At 41.1% G+C, this 17,979-nt stretch carries 15 protein-coding genes; 6 read left to right on the top strand and 9 right to left on the bottom strand.

Annotated elements, in window-relative coordinates; genetic code table 11:
- The first annotated feature begins 62 nt into the window (after positions 1-62).
- The 6 genes from FY049_RS14040 (at position 63) to cueR (ending at position 7,212) form a co-directional block, all read left to right on the top strand.
- A complete protein-coding gene (locus FY049_RS14040; protein ID WP_004722117.1) occupies positions 63-746 on the top strand; it encodes a heavy metal response regulator transcription factor in 684 nt (227 codons plus the stop codon).
- Positions 736-2,127, top strand: coding sequence for a heavy metal sensor histidine kinase (locus FY049_RS14045; protein WP_224965063.1), 1,392 nt, complete (start codon positions 736-738; stop codon positions 2,125-2,127). The genes FY049_RS14040 and FY049_RS14045 overlap by 11 nt, the downstream gene beginning before the upstream one ends.
- 264 nt (positions 2,128-2,391) lie before the next feature.
- Positions 2,392-2,763 (top strand): copper resistance CopC family protein, encoded by a 372-nt coding sequence (locus tag FY049_RS14050; protein ID WP_335955446.1) that lies wholly within the window; start codon positions 2,392-2,394, stop codon positions 2,761-2,763.
- A 140-nt stretch (positions 2,764-2,903) separates the two neighbouring features.
- A complete protein-coding gene (locus FY049_RS14055) occupies positions 2,904-3,785 on the top strand; it encodes a copper resistance D family protein (RefSeq protein ID WP_446083913.1) in 882 nt (293 codons plus the stop codon).
- A gap of 457 nt (positions 3,786-4,242) precedes the next feature.
- Positions 4,243-6,726, top strand: coding sequence for a heavy metal translocating P-type ATPase (locus FY049_RS14060; RefSeq protein ID WP_446083881.1), 2,484 nt, complete (start codon positions 4,243-4,245; stop codon positions 6,724-6,726).
- Positions 6,727-6,747: 21 nt separating this feature from the next.
- Positions 6,748-7,212 (top strand): Cu(I)-responsive transcriptional regulator, encoded by a 465-nt coding sequence (gene cueR, locus FY049_RS14065; RefSeq protein ID WP_234622762.1) that lies wholly within the window; start codon positions 6,748-6,750, stop codon positions 7,210-7,212.
- A 368-nt stretch (positions 7,213-7,580) separates the two neighbouring features.
- Here the strand turns inward: cueR and FY049_RS14070 are convergent, their stop codons facing one another.
- The 9 genes from FY049_RS14070 to pcaD form a co-directional block, all read right to left on the bottom strand.
- A complete protein-coding gene (locus FY049_RS14070) occupies positions 7,581-10,004 on the bottom strand; it encodes a glucose/quinate/shikimate family membrane-bound PQQ-dependent dehydrogenase (protein WP_446083882.1) in 2,424 nt (807 codons plus the stop codon).
- 16 nt (positions 10,005-10,020) lie between these two features.
- A complete protein-coding gene (locus FY049_RS14075) occupies positions 10,021-11,346 on the bottom strand; it encodes a carbohydrate porin (RefSeq protein WP_446083883.1) in 1,326 nt (441 codons plus the stop codon).
- Between the two features lie 17 nt (positions 11,347-11,363).
- On the bottom strand, positions 11,364-12,824 hold the full coding sequence (locus FY049_RS14080; protein WP_151956557.1) for a right-handed parallel beta-helix repeat-containing protein: 1,461 nt from the start codon (positions 12,822-12,824) through the stop codon (positions 11,364-11,366).
- A gap of 20 nt (positions 12,825-12,844) precedes the next feature.
- Positions 12,845-13,684, bottom strand: coding sequence for a type I 3-dehydroquinate dehydratase (gene aroD, locus FY049_RS14085; protein ID WP_446083884.1), 840 nt, complete (start codon positions 13,682-13,684; stop codon positions 12,845-12,847).
- A 275-nt stretch (positions 13,685-13,959) separates the two neighbouring features.
- A complete protein-coding gene (gene pcaG, locus FY049_RS14090) occupies positions 13,960-14,589 on the bottom strand; it encodes a protocatechuate 3,4-dioxygenase subunit alpha (RefSeq protein ID WP_446083885.1) in 630 nt (209 codons plus the stop codon).
- A 12-nt stretch (positions 14,590-14,601) separates the two neighbouring features.
- Positions 14,602-15,327, bottom strand: a complete 726-nt coding sequence (gene pcaH, locus FY049_RS14095) for a protocatechuate 3,4-dioxygenase subunit beta (protein WP_004722139.1) — start codon at positions 15,325-15,327, stop codon at positions 14,602-14,604.
- Positions 15,328-15,337: 10 nt separating this feature from the next.
- Positions 15,338-15,751 carry a 4-carboxymuconolactone decarboxylase gene (pcaC, locus tag FY049_RS14100; RefSeq protein WP_004722141.1) on the bottom strand — a complete coding sequence of 138 codons (414 nt, stop codon included), beginning with the start codon at positions 15,749-15,751 and terminating at the stop codon, positions 15,338-15,340.
- 44 nt (positions 15,752-15,795) lie between these two features.
- Positions 15,796-17,148 carry an aromatic acid/H+ symport family MFS transporter gene (locus FY049_RS14105; RefSeq protein ID WP_446083886.1) on the bottom strand — a complete coding sequence of 451 codons (1,353 nt, stop codon included), beginning with the start codon at positions 17,146-17,148 and terminating at the stop codon, positions 15,796-15,798.
- A 42-nt stretch (positions 17,149-17,190) separates the two neighbouring features.
- The gene (gene pcaD, locus FY049_RS14110; protein WP_446083914.1) at positions 17,191-17,976 is read right to left on the bottom strand and encodes a 3-oxoadipate enol-lactonase; all 786 of its coding nucleotides are present in this window, start codon (positions 17,974-17,976) and stop codon (positions 17,191-17,193) included.
- Between the last annotated feature and the right edge of the window lie 3 nt (positions 17,977-17,979).

The following is a 17,979-nucleotide window of genomic DNA, read 5'->3' on the forward strand; positions in this document are numbered from 1 at the left end:
CTATACCTTTCTTTAGTTTTATCACGCTATTATATTTTTAAAGAGTATTCTAGGAATCAAACATGAGAATATTATTAGTTGAAGATGAGCAAAAAACTGGGGACTACCTTAAACAAGGTTTATCTGAAGCGGGTTATATTACTGACTGGGTTACAGATGGACTCACAGGTAAACAATATGCGCTTTCTGAAGATTACGATGTCATCATATTAGATGTGATGCTACCCGGTGTAGATGGCTGGCATATTATAGAAGCTGTCCGTAAAAATGGAAAAACCATGCCCATTTTATTCTTGACAGCGCGAGATCAAATTGAAGACCGCGTAAAAGGCTTAGAGTTGGGTGCGGATGATTATCTGGTAAAGCCTTTCGCTTTTGCTGAACTTCTCGCAAGAATAAAAAGTTTACTGCGTCGAGGACAACAAAGAGAAGACAGTAACTTAATTAGTATTGCCAATCTAGAACTTGATATCAGAAAACGACGTGTAACGCGTGAAGGACAACGTATCGACCTGACTGCGAAAGAGTTTGCGTTGATGGAATTATTTATGCGTAGACGTGGAGAAATTTTGCCTAGAGCACTGATTGCCTCTCAAGTCTGGGATATGAACTTTGACAGTGACACTAATGTTGTCGAAGTTGCAATTAAACGCTTAAGAAATAAAATTGACAGTAACTTCACCCCTAAACTGATTCAGAATATTCGAGGTATGGGGTATGTGCTTGAGGTAGAAGATGAGGCGTAAGCTGTTCAATGCGATCAGTTTTCGAATCGCCATTATTTTTTCCCTCTCCACTGTAACGATTTTAATTATCATGGGCTTCGTGATACACCTCGGAGTCACACAACACTTTGAAAGTGAAGATCGGGTATTACTCGAAGGAAAAATTCAGCTTATACAAAATCTATTAAAACAACATCCAACCAACTCGAAAGAACTCAATGTAGCATTAAAAGATTCACTGATTGGACATGATAATCTGATTGTGCAAGTTGAACGGCCTGTGAATCAAATTGTATTTAATTCCGCACAAATGGCGATCGCACCACAAGTCATTGCGAATCCAGATCTGGATCAATGGATTAGATGGGAAGTCCAAGATAAAAATTATCGTGGACTGGTCTATCAAAATATTTTTGAAGACGATGAAGATGCACAATCTACCCAAATTATTGTTGCAATTGATACTTCAGAACACATGCTTTTTTTAAATGAATTTAAACATCAGCTATTTTATATTTGTTTAATTGCCGCACTGTGTTTAATGTTTTTAGGATGGTTTGCTGTTTGGCGAGGATTGCGCCCGATCAAAAAAATAGCCAAAGTTGCAGAAAGCATTTCTGCTCAGAATTTGTCTGAACGTTTAGAAGTCGAGAATACCCCAACAGAACTAAAATCATTAACCATCGCATTTAATGAAATGCTGGATCGTTTAGAATCGGCTTTAGAAAAACTTTCCGACTTTTCATCGGATCTTGCGCATGAAATTCGTACCCCGATCAACAATCTAATGACGCAAACACAAGTATGTTTATCCCGCAGTCGAGATATCGATGCCTATAAAGAAGTCTTATTTTCAAATTTAGAAGAATTTGAACATCTGGCAAGAATCGTTTCAGATATGTTGTTTTTGGCAAAAGCAGAAAATGGCCTTAACCTTAAAAACCTACAAACCATTCATCTATATGAAGAATTCAACACTTTATTTGAGTTTTATGATGCTTTAGCAGCAGAAAAAAATATGATGTTTCACCTCTTTGGTAGCGGAAAGGTCAATGCAAATATTGCAATGTTGCGCCGTGCGCTGAGTAATTTAATCTCCAACGCAATTAAATATGGTAAGCCGAACTCTGTCATTCAGATTAAATGTCAACAAACAGAAGATCACACCAGTTTTTCAATTGAAAATGAAGGTCCTACATTATCCCCTGAACAACTGTCTAGATTATTTGACCGTTTCTATCGAACAGATGCCTCTAGACAACGAGTTGAAGATGGTACAGGTTTAGGTCTTGCGATCACCAAGTCTATATTGACGCTACATGGTGCAACTATCCAAGCAGAATCACGAGATGGTTTAGTGATCTTCACCATTATTTTTAAAAATGAATATCTACCAACATGATATGCCTAGCAAAAGTACCATAAATAAAAATCACATCTTTCAAGCAGCTGGTAAAAACACAGCTGCAAAAAGTTGAACAAGATCCAATATTAAAAATCTTAATTTTTTTCCGACTAATACATATTCAATTTATTCTAAAAATCTTTTAACATCATCAATTGTTTAGATTACCTAAATAACAAAAGTGTAATTTTAAAGTCATTCTAATGTATATCATCCTCTTCAATAATTAAGGTCTACACACAACAGTAAAAGGAATATTCAATGAAATCCTCTCCAAATAACATGACCAAACTACGTAATGCTCTCTTCACTGCAGTGATGCTCATTACTGCGACCAATGCTATGGCTCATGTTGATTTAAGCAGCAGTACACCTGCAATGAATGCATCCATTACAACTGCACCTAAAAGTTTAGTGCTTAATTTTAGTGGAGAAGTGATGTTAATGAATATTAAGTTACTGGATGCACAACGAACTAATATTCCACTTAACTATAAAGTGAATCATGATCTAAAAAAAATATTTACTGTCCCTGTTCCCGCGCTTAAAAAAGGCAAATATTTCGTTGTTTGGACAACAATGGGCAAGGATGGGCATAACATGAACAATGAATATAGTTTCACAATTAAATAAAAACTAAAGAAATTGAATATTGATGAACAACATTTCATGAAGTGACTGAACTGTTGTTAGGGTGTGTTGACATTTCATCAATGGCCTATGCGGTCTTAAACAAAGGCGAATTGTCAACAGACTCCAATAAAGGAAAAGCGATAATGTCCGAATTCTGGATCTGGTCAACTTGGCTAATAAAAGTTAGCTTATATTTAAGTACTGCTTTTATGATTGGTGGTGCTTTTTGTTATTTTTTACTCTGGCGTTATACCAGCATCAAACCTATACTGCTTAAATATATCAGCTTAGGTGCAGCGTTAGGTCTGCTTGCAAGTACTTTAGGCTTTTTTATTTTGGTTGGTAGCTTTGCCAACACTGGTCTTTCTGGCATTTTTGATCAAACCTATATCAATATCCTTTTAAATACAGACACTGGGCAAATACACATTGTCAGAATCATCAGTTTCGCCTTGATTTTGCTTATTTTAACGATCAAATTGGTTAAACAGACCACCCATATTGCCACTTTAGAAAAAATATTATTTAGCATATTACTTGTCCCGATTCTTTATAGCTTTTCTCAAATAGGGCATGTCACCAACTTACCAATTTTTGCCCAGATTCTACTCGGCATTCATGTTTTTTTCATGTCGTTATGGATGGGCTCACTCTATCCATTATGGAAAATGAGCCATAAAATCAGTGGGCGATCGTTAAGAAAACTCATGGAAGCATTTGGGCGAATTGCAGCCTTTGTTGTCGGAATCTTAATTCTCTGTGGTATCACCATTGCACTGTTATTATTTAAAGATTTAAATACTTTAATCTATACCTCATACGGTCATGGCTTTACTCTCAAACTCGCATTAGTGGGGAGTATTTTATTACTTGCCGCTTTCAATAAATGGTTTCTTACCCCACGACTTGAAGAACCGTTATTTGCACAATATTTAAGTTGTGCCATTTTATTTGAAATGTATCTGGGTTTGTTGATTCTACTCACTACCAGCTACATCACAACAGTGGTTGGGATTGATTAAAAATATGGATATGAATAAACATCTAGAGTATAGCTTTAGATGATTTTTCAAATGAGATGAAACCTTATAAGTCATTGAATTGAGAACATTATCTTGCGCTATAAACAAAACAATGTATTGTTCTTTCCCAGATAAAAAATGATCATGTTGAATAAATTATCTGGGTATTGAAAGTCCCTTCTCCCTCTGGGAGAAGGCTAGGATGAGGGCGCTTTTATGTTGATTGATGCTTTAAAATGATTGATAAAAGAAGCCTTATATAAGCAATAATGAACTATGATTAAAACAAAGAGTATCAGCAAAACATCGTTCAAGAAAATATCTTTTTAGGGCTGTTCATAAACTAAATTTTTATTTGCAACAATGGCTTATAAAAACTGGAATTGTTTTACTTGACCTTACCATTATGTCAAAGTTTAGGATTTAGATCATGGAATAAGACTTATAGGTATGACTTATGGAAAATAGATCACATGATCGTGTTTCTGATTTGAAAAGCAGTTTACAAATCAAAGGTATGAGCTGTGCAAGTTGTGTCAGTCGAATAGAAACAGCACTTAAAAAAGTCGATGGCGTAACCCAAGCATCTGTGAATTTAGCCACTGAACGTGCAGAAATTACATCTTACACTCCCATTGACCGAGAGGCATTGATCAAAGCTGTTGAACATGCTGGATATGAAGTTGCTGATGCAGCCACTGAGTTGTCTATTGATGGAATGACCTGTGCCTCATGTGTCAGTCGTGTTGAAAAAGCGCTAAAAGCCGTTCCCGGTGTCAAAGAGGCTAATGTAAATCTTGCAACTGAACGTGCAACAATCACGGGCACTGCCAATGTTGCAGCTTTAATCGCAGCGATTGATAAGGCGGGTTATGATGCCAAAGAAATTCAAACCGCTATCCCAGATCAAACAGAACACTTAGAGAAAAAAGATCAAGAACGCGCTGAACTAAAACGAGACCTTATACTTGCCACTATTTTTGCATTACCTGTTTTTATTTTAGAAATGGGTTCGCACCTTATTCCGGGCATGCACCATCTGATTGCTCAGACCATCGGTATACAAAATAGCTGGTATTTACAGTTTATTCTAACCACACTGGTTTTGGTGATTCCCGGACGAAGATTCTATATACACGGATTACCGGCTTTATTGCGTTTAGCCCCAGATATGAACTCGCTGGTTGCTGTAGGTACCTTGGCAGCATATCTATTTTCCATTGTCGCGACATTTATACCCCGTATCTTACCGGCTGGAACGGTTAATGTTTATTATGAAGCCGCTGCGGTTATCGTTGCCTTAATTTTACTCGGTCGTTTTCTTGAAGCAAAAGCCAAAGGACGTACTTCTGAAGCCATTCAACGTTTAGTTAGTTTACAAGCTAAAGTGGCACATGTTTCTCGTGATAATCAAATTGTAGATATTCCAATCGACCAAGTTGTGGTGGGTGACTTTATTATTGTCAAACCGGGTGAACGTGTTCCTGTTGATGGAAAAGTCGTTGAAGGCAAAAGCTTTGTAGATGAGTCAATGATTACCGGTGAACCGATCCCTGTCGAGAAAAAAATAGACAGTGAAGTGGTCGGTGGCACTATCAATCAAAATGGAACATTAAGCTTTAAAGCTGTCGCTGTAGGCGGCGAAACTATGCTTGCACAAATCATTCGTTTGGTTGAGCAGGCACAAGGTTCAAAAATGCCGATTCAAGCTGTAGTTGATAAAATCACCTTATGGTTTGTACCAGCTGTAATGGCTGCCGCTGTACTGACATTCTTAATCTGGCTTATTTTCGGCCCTTCCCCTGCTTTAACTTTCGCTTTGGTCAATGCCGTTGCTGTACTGATTATTGCCTGCCCTTGTGCAATGGGATTGGCAACGCCAACCTCGATTATGGTCGGGACAGGTCGTGGTGCTGAACTCGGCGTATTGTTCCGTAAAGGCGAAGCATTACAATTACTTAAAGATGCTAAAGTTGTTGCTGTAGATAAAACGGGGACATTAACCGAAGGCCATCCTGTACTTACAGATTTTGAAGTCACTGAATTTTTTCAACGTGATCATGTCTTAAGCATGGTGGCAGCCGTTGAATCTCGTTCTGAGCATCCGATTGCCAAAGCCATCGTAGATGCTGCAATCAAAGAAAATCTGACCTTACCCAAAGTGAATCAATTTGATTCTGTGACAGGTATGGGGGTCTATGCAAATATAGATGAAAATGGAGACATTCATATTGGTGCAGATCGCTATATGCTACAACTTAATATTGATATTTCACCTTTTACAAGTACGGCACAACGTTTAGGTGACGAAGGTAAATCACCACTTTATGTAGCAATCAATGGCAAGTTGGCAGGGATAATTGCAGTTGCGGATCCGATTAAATCAACCACGCCAAGTGCAATTAAAGCCTTACATCAACTCGGTCTTAAAGTTGCGATGGTGACTGGTGATAATGCCCGAACTGCACAAGCGATTGCTCGCCAGTTAGGGATTGACGAAGTGATTGCGGAAGTTCTACCTGAAGGAAAAGTAACAGCGGTACAAAGCCTTAAAGCCAAATATGGCAATATTGCATTTGTCGGTGATGGGATCAATGATGCACCCGCTTTGGCTGAAGCCGATGTTGGTCTTGCGATTGGTACAGGTACGGATGTTGCGATTGAGTCGGCAGATGTTGTATTAATGTCAGGTAACTTGCAAGGTGTTGCCAACGCCATTGCATTATCTAAAGCCACTATCGGCAATATTCATCAGAATTTATTCTGGGCATTTGCTTACAATACCATGCTGATTCCAGTTGCCGCTGGGCTACTCTATCCTGCTTATGGAATCCTGCTTTCGCCAATATTTGCAGCAGGTGCAATGGCTTTATCCAGTGTATTCGTGTTGGCCAATGCCTTACGTTTACGTCGTTTTCAACCCGCTTCTACTTTCGAGTAGAAGCTTGTAGAGAGAATCACAATGAATATTGGAAAACTATCTCAAACTGTTGGAATATCTGCCAAAATGATTCGTTATTATGAACAGATTGGTCTGATTCCAGCCGTGGGTCGAAGTAATGCTGGGTATCGCTCCTATTCTGACCAAGATGCTGAACGGCTAAAGTTTATTCGAAGTTCAAGATCGCTTGGATTTTCAGTTGCAGAGATCGCGGATCTTTTAGATTTGTGGAACAATAAAAATCGACACAGTGCAGATGTAAAGCAACTCGCACTCTCGCATATCGAAAAATTGGAAATCCGTATTACGGAATTACAAAAGATGACCAATACTTTGCAAAATTTAATCAATTGTTGTGCTGGTGATCATCGACCGAATTGTCCGATTCTTGAGGGATTGCAAAAACAAGATATTGAACTTCAAGAAAACTACCATCAAAATGATTCTCTCTCTGTTTCACCACTTGCACAGCAAAAAGCTAAATAGGATTTAAAATCCTCTCCCGCTTGCGAAGTATTGCTTCTTCACCTTTTTTAAAGAAAGAGGGCTTACACTGCCCCATCTTACAGTGAAAGGTTTAATTTAACTTGCGCAGGCGATACCTTACTTTTGAAAGATCAAAAGTAACAAAAATCTTTTGCTATGCGAGGGGTACTTCCTATACCCCCGCCTAGCGGCGACATCCTTGTCGCCTTGCGATAGCTACACCGTGTAGGATTCAATGATGAAGAGCGGTTTAATTTCTGCTTAGTTGATTTATATCACTCCGCTAATTCGGTTTCATTCGATTTTAAACCCATAAAAAAACTGCAATCGCGTAACGATTGCAGTTCCATTTTTTAAACAGTTCTAGCTTATTTCAGACTATAGGCAATCACATAGTCACCATGATCAGGAGATTGTCGAGCACCGCCCGCAGTCACCATCACATATTGTGTACCTGTTTTAGGTGAAACATAGCTGATTGGCGTTCCTTGGCTACCGACAGGTAAACGTGATTTCCACAACTCTTTACCTGAAGATGAATCCAAGGCACGTAAGTAGTAATCTTGCGTTGCTGCAAAGAAGACTAAACCACCTTGTGTTGCCATTGGTCCACCAATGGTAGGCATACCAATCGGTGCTTTTAATCCCATTTTTATCCCCATAGGTCCAGTGTCTTCGACTGTTCCCATCGGTACTTGCCAAGCGATCTGACGTGTTTTCATATCAATCGCAGTCATGGTGCCATAAGGCGGTTTTTGACATGGAATATTCAACTTCGACCAGAAGCGATCTTTATTGACTTTATAGGGTGTACCTTTCATCGGTACAGCGCCCATACCTGTATTGACCTTTTCACCACCATTTGCCTGAATTGCCAAATCTTCAGGTGTTTGTTCAATCAATTGAATCCATAAACCTAAACGCATGTCGTTGACAAACATATATTGATGGCTTGGATCAAAAGCAATACTGCCCCAGTTCATGCCACCCAAAGAGCCGGGGAAACTTAAAGATTTATCTGTACCCGGTGCAGTATATAAGCCTTCATAACGCATAGATTTAAAGCCGATACGACACATAAGCTGGTCAAATGGTGTTGCACCCCACATATCCGATTCAGTCAAGGTTTGATTACCAATTTGTGGCATTTCAACTGAACGTGGTTGGGTTGGGCTATATTGTTCATCTGGAATATCCGCAGCTTTCACTGGCTGTTCAATCACTTTGGTTAATGGTTTGCCTGTTAAGCGATCCAATACAAAGAATTGTCCCGATTTGGTTCCAATAACCACAGCAGGTTGATTCTTACCATTTTGCATTGGGAAATCGACCAAGCTTGGTTGCATCGGTAAATCAAAATCCCATAAGTCATTATGGACGGTTTGATAGACCCATTTTTCTTTACCTGTTGTTGCATCTAAAGCCAAGACAGATGAATTGTATTTATGATCTAAAGGTTGACGATTGCCTCCCCAAACATCCACAGATGAGCTACCCATTGGCAAAAATACTGTGTTCATTTTTGGGTCATATGACATTGCAGCCCAAGAGTTTGCTGAACTGCGTTTATAAGTTTCGCCTTCTTTTAACACATAGTTTGGATCAGGATTACGTGGATCAAATGCCCAGCGCAATTGACCTGTGATCACATCATAAGCACGAATCACCCCACCCGGCATATCTGCGGCAAGGTTGTCTGCAATACGACTACCCACCACAATCACTGTGCCCGCAATAGTTGGTGCAGAAGTCACTTCAAAACGTGGCGCGGTGGTTCCTTCACCCAAACCTTTGAGTAAATCAACCGTTCCATCAACACCAAAATCTTTACAACGCTCACCAGTATCAGCATTGACTGCAATTAAACGACCATCTGGTGTGTTGGTATAAACACGACGTAGACAAGCGGTATTATTAGCGACAGCTTGAACAGGAGTTGCACCAGCCAAAGTCGGTTGGGTTAATGCTTGGGTTGAATCGAAGTAAGCCACACCACGACAACGTTCCCATGCATCCGATTTAGAGTTTACTTCGGCTTTCCAAAGCTGTTTACCTGAGTCAGCTTCTAAAGCAAAAATATTGTTATGTGGTGTACATAAGAAAATCTTATTGCCCACCTGTAACGGGGTCATTTGATCTTCTGCACCATTGCCTGAACCCGTGGTGAAATCACCTGTACGAAAACGCCATGCTTCTTTGAGTTGATGGACATTATCACGGGTAATTTGATCAAGTGCAGCAAAGCGACTGCCGCCTGCATCCTGACCATAATTCTGCCAATTGCTTTGTTTCATGTCCGCTTGAACAGGAACCAATGGCAATGCCTGACCAGTTGCGGCAACCGTTGGATGTGGTTGGAACATTTGATAAAGCCCAATCAACATGCCTAAAACTGTGAGTGCACCTAAGCCATAAGCTGGCAAGCTCGCACTCGGTTGAAACTGGTAACGGCGAATCGCGGGCAAAGTAAACATCAATGCAGCAAATAAACCTGCTGGAAACATCAGTCTAGAAAATAAAGGCCAAAATTCCCAACCTGCATCTAGCAATGACCAAATAATTGTGCCCACAAAAACCAAACTAAATAACCAGACACCGAGCGTTTTTTTCTTAAATATAAATATCGCCGATGCCAGTGTGAATACACCAGAAATCACGAAATACCATGATCCTCCAAGTGTTACCAGCTTAGCACCACCAACGGTAAAGAATAGCCCTGTCACAAGTAAAGCCAAAGCTAATATAAAACACCATATTTTTAATACGGTATGTGTCCTTGTAGACTCAGTCATAGGTCATACTCCTAGATTAGAAATTCACACGCATACTCAAACCAGCAACCCATGCATCATCCACTTCTTTTACACCCGCAGGCTGATGGATATATTGTAGGTTGGGTCGTAGCATGACCGCAGGTGACCATTGGTAGGTATAGTTCAGTTCAACATTGAGCTCATCACGTTGTACGGGCACATAATCTGTTGCGAACCTATCGTACTGGTCATAGCCACGGCTGTTGTTGGTTGCAATTTGGCGATCTTTATAACGATCATTGACCATATAATTTGCAATACCAAATCCCATTGAATCATTTGGGCGACTGTCAAAAGGCCCTTTGTACCAGAAAGCAAGTTGTTGGGTACTTTGTACTGCCGTGGTGGCTTTATCATTGACCACAGCATTAAAGCTTACGAACAAACCACGTTTAGGATCTTGGCCTTTTTGGCTCAGTTGTTGTTGTGCATTGAGCCAAAAACTATGTTTGCTATCATGCACCTTGCCTGCAATCGCAATATCATTGGCTTCTGCTGTCGAGTACAACGCACCGACTTTATACTCGCCTGCTAAACCATCAAATGCTGCTAGTTTTGGACGCCATGCCAGTTCTACTGGAATAGTGGCGCCTTTAACATTTCGCATATCCAAGTTAAAACCATCGTTTTTGCCGGTTTTAATGTTGTCAGGATTGACTTCATAAACACCGACACCCAATGTCCACTCAGGTGCAAATTGGTATTTCACATTGGTTCCCCATAAACCTACGGGTAAGTTGTACCAAATTGAACCAATGGATTTACCCAGTTGTCCGCCACAAAGTAATAAGTTTTGGAATTCACATTGTGAACCATTAAAGTCATCCGACATGCCCATACGACCAATCTTGAATTGAACGGTATTGTCAGCAAAGCCTTTTTTGACCCATGCTTGGGTCAGGCGCCAGATTTTGCCTCGTCCATAGATTTCTTGTGAATTGCCCAAAGCACTGGAACGTGGGTCTTTAATGCTTTCTAAAGTTAAAGCATTACCATCACGCTTGGTGATTAAGATATTGGCTGTGGTATCTTTCCAGCCTGCGATTTTATTTAAATCAAAGTTTGCACCCAACGCCAATTGCGCTGCATTTTCAAAGCTGTTGTTGTCGTGATAGCCACCGTCTAAATTGGTTGCAGCTTGGCTCATGATAGATGCAGTAAATTTATAGCCGTCTTTTTCCAGTTGTTGGCGTTGCCCATTCCAATCGCCCAATAACCATTGACGATCTTGTGACCAAGCTTGCTCAGCAAAACTACTCTGAGCCATACACACTGCAACTGCCAAACAACTCAGTTTGATCGATAATCCATTTGAACTCATATTAAGCATCCTTACTTTTATTTAAGTTTTACCGCTGAGCTAAGTTCAGATGTTGCACCTAGACGATCTGTGATATTTGCTGTAACAGATGCAACTTTCATTGTCGGTTTCCAAGTCACGCTTGCTGTGCCTTGGGCATTGGTTGCAACAGTGCTTGAGCCTAAGTAAAACTCGGCTTCATTTGCGCTTGCTTGTGAGTTTCCAAAAAATTCAACTTGATAACGTTGATTTGGTTGTCCTTTTACTTCTACCGCAATTTGACCTTTTGCTAGGGTCAATTTAGGTGCTTGAATATTTTGATTTGGTTGTGGATTACAGCCTTGTTCATTGGGTTGCTGGCAGGTCTTTTGTAAGTTTGCTGGATCAATTTTTACACCATGACCACGTGAACCGACAAAGTGCGCATGTTCTAATCCCGGAATATCAAAAATGATTGCACCTAAACGTTGATTGGGCACACAGCTTCCCCCCGCTTCACAGCGTTTGATGTCTTTGCCATTATTCCAAATTTGATTTTTAGTTAATGTGATACGTGCATTGGCATCTTTTTCTGAACGAATCGCAACACCGACTCGATTGCCATGGACTTTATTGCTGTCAAAAATATTGCCATCACCGGTGAGGTTAAAGCCGTTGGAGTTATTGGTGAGTTCGTTATAGGCAATATAATTGCGTTTGCCCCAGTTGATCTGTAAACCATCTGAATAGTTTTCAAACTTGTTGCCAATCACGGCATTGTCATTGCCCCATAGAATTTCAATGCCTTGTGATGGCTCTGGGTTTGCAGCAGTTGAAATAAAGTGATTATTGGCAACCAAGTTAAATGCAGCACCACGGGTTAACTCAAGTCCATCACCATTGTCTTGGAAATAGTTATTTAGCACTTTGTTGTTATTGGTGGTGGTCGCAGTCGGATTACCTTTGCCATCATCCCCTGTCAACATCACCCCTGCACCGCCATAGTTGTGCATAATACGGTTATTTTGGATCAGGTTATTGCTGGCACGGTTCATCAAGATACCAATACAAAAACGACGAATCTCTAGCCCTTGAATGCTGACTCCGTTGATGTCACGTAACACAATTCCCGGCAAAGTTGTGGTACGAACATTGGTTCCGAACTGCCCTTCAACCGCACCCGGGCAAGCTTCAACCCCTGTACCTTTAATATAATTTGAGCCATCAATCGCGATAAACTCACCTGTTTTTGCCCACTGCGTACCGATGATTTTTACTGGTGCTTTAATTTCTGGCAGTGGGCTGTTGACCTTAATGGCATAGGGTGCTTGTCCAACCGCTTGAATCAGAATCTCACTGGCTTCACTCGGCTTGCTGTTGGCTTGCTCAATCGCCCAACGCAATGAACCTTTTTCATGATCATCCTGATAGCGATCCACCACATAGCTTTCAGCCATTGCCAAACCAGAAACCGCTAAGCCAAGTGCCAATGTCGTTAAACGTAATGAAATCATTTTCATGTCTAAAAATTCCTTTTAATTTATGGTGTAGGTTGAACGGTTTTTAATAACTGTTTGAGTTGAGTCACATCAATTTGACCGGGCGCAGAAGCTTCACCGATCATGCCAAAACTAAAGCTGCCGCCCATATTGGCTGTGGCAATTCGAGAAATGGTCCCGAGTTTTCCCATCGACATGGTGAGCAATGGTTTTTTAGATTGCTGACTGACTTTTAAGGTCGCATTCATCAAAGTAAATACATCTTGTTTGCTTTGTGGCATCACTGCAATTTTAAGAATATCTGCGCCAAGCTGATCTTGTTTAAGCAAGCGTTGAACGATTTCTGCTTCATCAGGTGTCTTTTTAAAATCGTGATTGGACATCACAATCAATACTTTTTTCTCATGTGCCAATTTAACGGTGTTTTTCACCACTTGCTGATCTCGGAACATTTCAACATCCAACATATCCATAAAGGGTTGGCGTAAATAAGCTTGATAGGTTTTGTCATAATCTGCATCGCTGATGGTCAGTTGCCCGCCTTCGTTATGGGTACGAATGGTGGCGATCATGGGTTTAGCCCCTAAAATCTGTTTAAGCTCATGTCCTAAAGCAATCACTTGCTTAGTGTCACTGGCAAAGTTGAGGAGGTCTATGCGGAACTCTGCCAAATCAGCATCTGGATTGCTGGCAATAACTTTTGCTTGTGCTAAGGCTTGTTCTTTGGTTTTTGCTGTAATCGGGACGATGGTTTTTACTGGGAGTTTTGCCAATTCTGCAAGTTCAACTGGGCTTGGTGAAATAGATTCTGCCTGTGTCATTTGAAGGGGCAATATGGGGCTAAGTGCAAGCATCAATGCTGCAAGTTTTTGTAGTTTCATTTTCATCTTCCTGAATAAATTATCCGTTTGTATATCGCGTTTTCGCTTGATTGCGATTTAATTTAGGTGCTTTTCGTCTATCTAAATCCCTCCTAATCCCTCCCTTGCGGAACCTCAATCGTTCCTTACCTTTTTAAAAGGGAGGAGTATCGCGAATCTCAAGACTTCAATAACTTCATATCATGTCCACCTTTTAAAAAAGGAGGCATGTCACAAATCTCAAAGCTTCAATAAGTTCGTGACAAGCCCCCTTTAAAAAGAGATTTAGGCGATTCCTAGATATCAAAAAATACGGTTTCGTCTTCACCTTGAATTCGAATATCAAAGCGATACACGATTTCATCGTCTACTTCACTGCGTTTTGCAATCAGGGTTTGGCGGCGGACTGCCCACTCAATACTGTTGAGTACAGGATCATTGGCGTTCGCTTCAACTTCATCGTCAAAATAAATACGGGTATGCAAACCAATATTGATTCCACGAGCAAAGAGTGCGACGGCAATATGTGGTGCTTGGATTGAGCCTTTACGCCCTGCTACAGCCCCCGGTTTAATGGTGTCAAAACTCCAAAAACCTGTTTCAAAATTTGCGCCTGTACGCCCCCAGCCCTGAAAATGAGCATCGGCTGTTTTGCCTTGGGTATCTGCCTGACTTGGATAAACCCCATTGGCATCGGCTTGCCAGATTTCCAATAAGACATCTCGTAATGGTAAACCCAGTCCATCAAACACTTGACCTTCAATGCGGATGCGTTGACCTTGGGTTTGGTCTTTCACCAACTGGTTATCGAAGCTATGTTCAAATACTTCAATATTGGCTTGTTGTGGCAATAAACCGATATGTACATAAGGACCACCTGTTTGTGATGGGGTTTCCTTAATTTCCTGAAAATTCCATGCATTCATTGTGTGAGTTCCTTAAGTCAAATCATTTTCAAAATAAGTCGCACGACGACCACGCAGATGAATATCAAAGCGGTAACAACGACTATCTGATTCAATGAAATTGTTTTTATCTTCTAATGCGATCAAGGCACGACGCTGATCTTCAGATGGAATGGTTTTTAAAATCGGGCAAGTATCTATCAGGGTATCGCCCTCAAAATAGAACTGCGAAATCAAACGTTGTGCCCAACCATCGGCAATCAATGAAAAATGGATATGCGCTGGACGCCATTCATTGATTCGGTTACGCCACGGATATGGTCCCGGTTTAATGGTACGGAAAATATAAAAACCATTTTCATCGGTTAAGGTACGACCACAGCCACCAAAGTTAGGATCCATTGCGCCAATAAATTTGTCATTTGGATGGCGATAACGACCCGATGCGTTGGCTTGCCAAACTTCCAATAAGGCGTTTTTCACAGGGCGACCAAACTGGTCACGCACATAACCATGCACAATAATTCGCTCACCGACTGGGAGTCCTTCTTTGGCATAGTTCAAAATCAAATCATTGTCTTTTGCACCAAAAATTTCAGGTGAAAAATGCGGTGAAGTGACTTCAGTTAATGTTTCATTAATCGAGATCAATGCATTTTTGGGCGAGCGTAATACACTGGTTTTATAGCCTGGTGTATATGCTGGCGGGTGATCTTCTGTATTCCGTTGCGGATATGCACCCAATGTATGACTTAACATGCCTATCTCCTTAATCCTGTTGTTGTGCAGCGACAGGTTGCACTTCTATTCCGAGTTCTTTAAAAACGTCTTCAGCCATGTGCATTGCAGCATTTGCGGCTGGTAGTCCTGCATACAGTGAGCTGTGTAAAATCAGTTCTTTGAGTTCGTCCTTGGTAACACCATTGTTAAAGCAAGCACGTAGATGCATTCTGAGTTCATCTTCTCGTCCCAATGCCAATAAGATGGCAATGGTGACTAAACTGCGGGTATGCCGTGGTAAACCTTCACGTGACCACACCTCACCCCAAGCAAAGCGGCTAATAAAGTTTTGAAAATCTTGGTTAAAGTCATTCAAATTTTCTAAAGAACGACCGACATGTTTTTCACCCAAGACTTCGGTGCGGACCTGTAGTCCTTGTTGGTAACGTTGTTCATCATTCATTGAAATTGTCCCTCTTTATGATCTTATGTCTGATCTTGAGAAAGTTAGCTTGCATCGGTATGCGCCACTAAGGATTTAACAAAAATTGCCACAGCCGCAGCGGTTGCAGGAATCATCAATAAGCTTAAAATTGCGGTAAATGACCAATCATTGCCCAGCAAAACAGCACCAATCCAAGCCCCAAACACTGCGCCAAAACGACCGATCCCTGTCATCCATGCCACACCTGTTGCACGACATTGAGTTGGGTAAAAACGGGCACTTAATGCTGGCATTGCAGATTGCGCACCATTGATTGCAACCCCTGCACATAACACCAAAATGGCCAATAATGTTGGGTTGCTGAGGCTTTGACCTACGGCAACAGCAAACAAGCCTGCGATAAAATAGAATGCTGAAATAATGCGGTTTGGGTTAAAACGATCCATTGCCCAACCAATAAATAACGCACTCAACACACCACCAAACTGGAATAGACCGCCAATAAATGCCGCGCGTTCCATGGTTGCGCCGGTTTCACGCATCAAGGTTGGTAACCAACTGGTCAGTAGATAAATCACCACCAAGCCCATAAAGTAGGTTGACCATAACAACACTGTGCCTTTAGCAAATTTTTGGGAAAACAACATGCCAAATACATTTTTCTTTTGTGCCACAGCAGGCTGTTCTTCTGGGATATAAAAGCTGTCAGCAAGCTGTACTTTTTCAGGCGCAATATGGCTCAGGATTTTGCGAACTTTTGCAGCATCTCGACCTTTAACAATCAAGAAGCGATATGACTCAGGTAACAGCACAATCACCAATACCATCAGGATCAACGGTGAAATACCACCGAGCAAAAATAAGCTGTGCCAACCAAAGGCAGGAATCAGCCAACTACTGACAAAACCACCTGTGGCCATACCCAAGTTATAACCACAAAACATACAGGTCACGAGCAGTGAACGAACACGGTTCGGGCAGTATTCTGAAAACAATGTGGTGGCGTTTGGCATTGCTGCGCCTAGACCAATACCCGTTAAAAAGCGCAGTACAACCAAACTGTCTAAGTTTGGCGCATATGCGGATGCCAAGGTAAAGCCACCAAAAATCAACATTGAAATGGTTAATACAATCTTGCGTCCAAAACGATCCGCAGTAGGTCCTGAAACCAATGCACCAATGATCATTCCACCCAGTGCTGCACTCATCACAGGTCCAAGTTGAGAGCGATCAATCCCCCAATCTTGTGCCAAAGCAGGTGCAATAAAGCCCATCGCAGCCGTATCAATTCCATCAACAAATACAATGAGAAAACAAATAATTGCAATCATCCATTGATACTTGCTGATCGGTGCATCATTAATGAGTGCCTGAGCATCCATACTATTTTTTGGGGCAGCAAATTCCTGTGCCATAGTTGCCTCCTTGTAGGCGAATTCCTTTCTAACCCTTGACGGTTATATGTTCTGAATAAACTTGGACAATGCCTGATTGAACACTTGTGGTTGTTCAATATTGGACAAATGAGAAGCTGCCAAGATTTCAAGTTGACTGGTTGGAATGGATTGATGCATAAACTCTGCATCCTGAACCGTCGTTACAGGGTCATATTGGCCTGCGATAATTAAAGTCGGGATTTGAATTTGATTTAGCTGATCTCGAACATCGGCATCCGCCAATGCTCGACACGCATTGGCATAGCCTTGTGCAGGCGTCACAGCTAAACTTTGAATGGTTTTTTGAGCAAGCACATCATGTGCATAATCAAAATGCTCACTAAACCAACGTGTATGTGTGGTTTTGACAATTTCAGCCAGTCCGTGTTGCTCAACGTTATCGGCACGGGTAGTCCATGCTTCAGCTGTACCAATTTTTGCGGCTGAGTTTGCAACGGTGATGCTATAAAAACGCTCAGGGTATTCAATTGCCAATGTAAGTGCAGTAATACCACCCATTGAAATTCCACAAAAATGTGCTTTTTCAATATGCCATGTATCTAATATATCAATCACATCGTCTGCAAAGTTTTGCAGTGTACTGTTGGCAATCACATCACTCGCACCATGCCCACGGGTATCATAAGTGATGATCTGATAGTGTTGCGCCAAAGCATCTACTTGCGCTTGCCACATACCATGATCCGTTCCGAGTGAGTTAGAAAATATAATCACTGGTGCATCTTTTACGCCTTGGATTTGAACCGCAAGTTGCTGTCCTTGACGATTGTTAATTTTCATACTGATTTT

Source organism: Acinetobacter sp. 1125_18A, assembly GCF_052824985.1.

Coding starts and splice junctions, on each gene's coding strand:
- FY049_RS14040 (WP_004722117.1), top strand. CDS start 63: ATGAGAATATTATTAGTTGAAGATGAGCAAAAAACTGGGGACTACCTT.
- FY049_RS14045 (WP_224965063.1), top strand. CDS start 736: ATGAGGCGTAAGCTGTTCAATGCGATCAGTTTTCGAATCGCCATTATT.
- FY049_RS14050 (WP_335955446.1), top strand. CDS start 2,392: ATGAAATCCTCTCCAAATAACATGACCAAACTACGTAATGCTCTCTTC.
- FY049_RS14060 (WP_446083881.1), top strand. CDS start 4,243: ATGGAAAATAGATCACATGATCGTGTTTCTGATTTGAAAAGCAGTTTA.
- cueR (WP_234622762.1), top strand. CDS start 6,748: ATGAATATTGGAAAACTATCTCAAACTGTTGGAATATCTGCCAAAATG.
- FY049_RS14070 (WP_446083882.1), bottom strand. CDS start 10,004: ATGACTGAGTCTACAAGGACACATACCGTATTAAAAATATGGTGTTTT.
- FY049_RS14075 (WP_446083883.1), bottom strand. CDS start 11,346: ATGAGTTCAAATGGATTATCGATCAAACTGAGTTGTTTGGCAGTTGCA.
- FY049_RS14080 (WP_151956557.1), bottom strand. CDS start 12,824: ATGAAAATGATTTCATTACGTTTAACGACATTGGCACTTGGCTTAGCG.
- aroD (WP_446083884.1), bottom strand. CDS start 13,684: ATGAAACTACAAAAACTTGCAGCATTGATGCTTGCACTTAGCCCCATA.
- pcaG (WP_446083885.1), bottom strand. CDS start 14,589: ATGAATGCATGGAATTTTCAGGAAATTAAGGAAACCCCATCACAAACA.
- pcaH (WP_004722139.1), bottom strand. CDS start 15,327: ATGTTAAGTCATACATTGGGTGCATATCCGCAACGGAATACAGAAGAT.
- pcaC (WP_004722141.1), bottom strand. CDS start 15,751: ATGAATGATGAACAACGTTACCAACAAGGACTACAGGTCCGCACCGAA.
- FY049_RS14105 (WP_446083886.1), bottom strand. CDS start 17,148: ATGGCACAGGAATTTGCTGCCCCAAAAAATAGTATGGATGCTCAGGCA.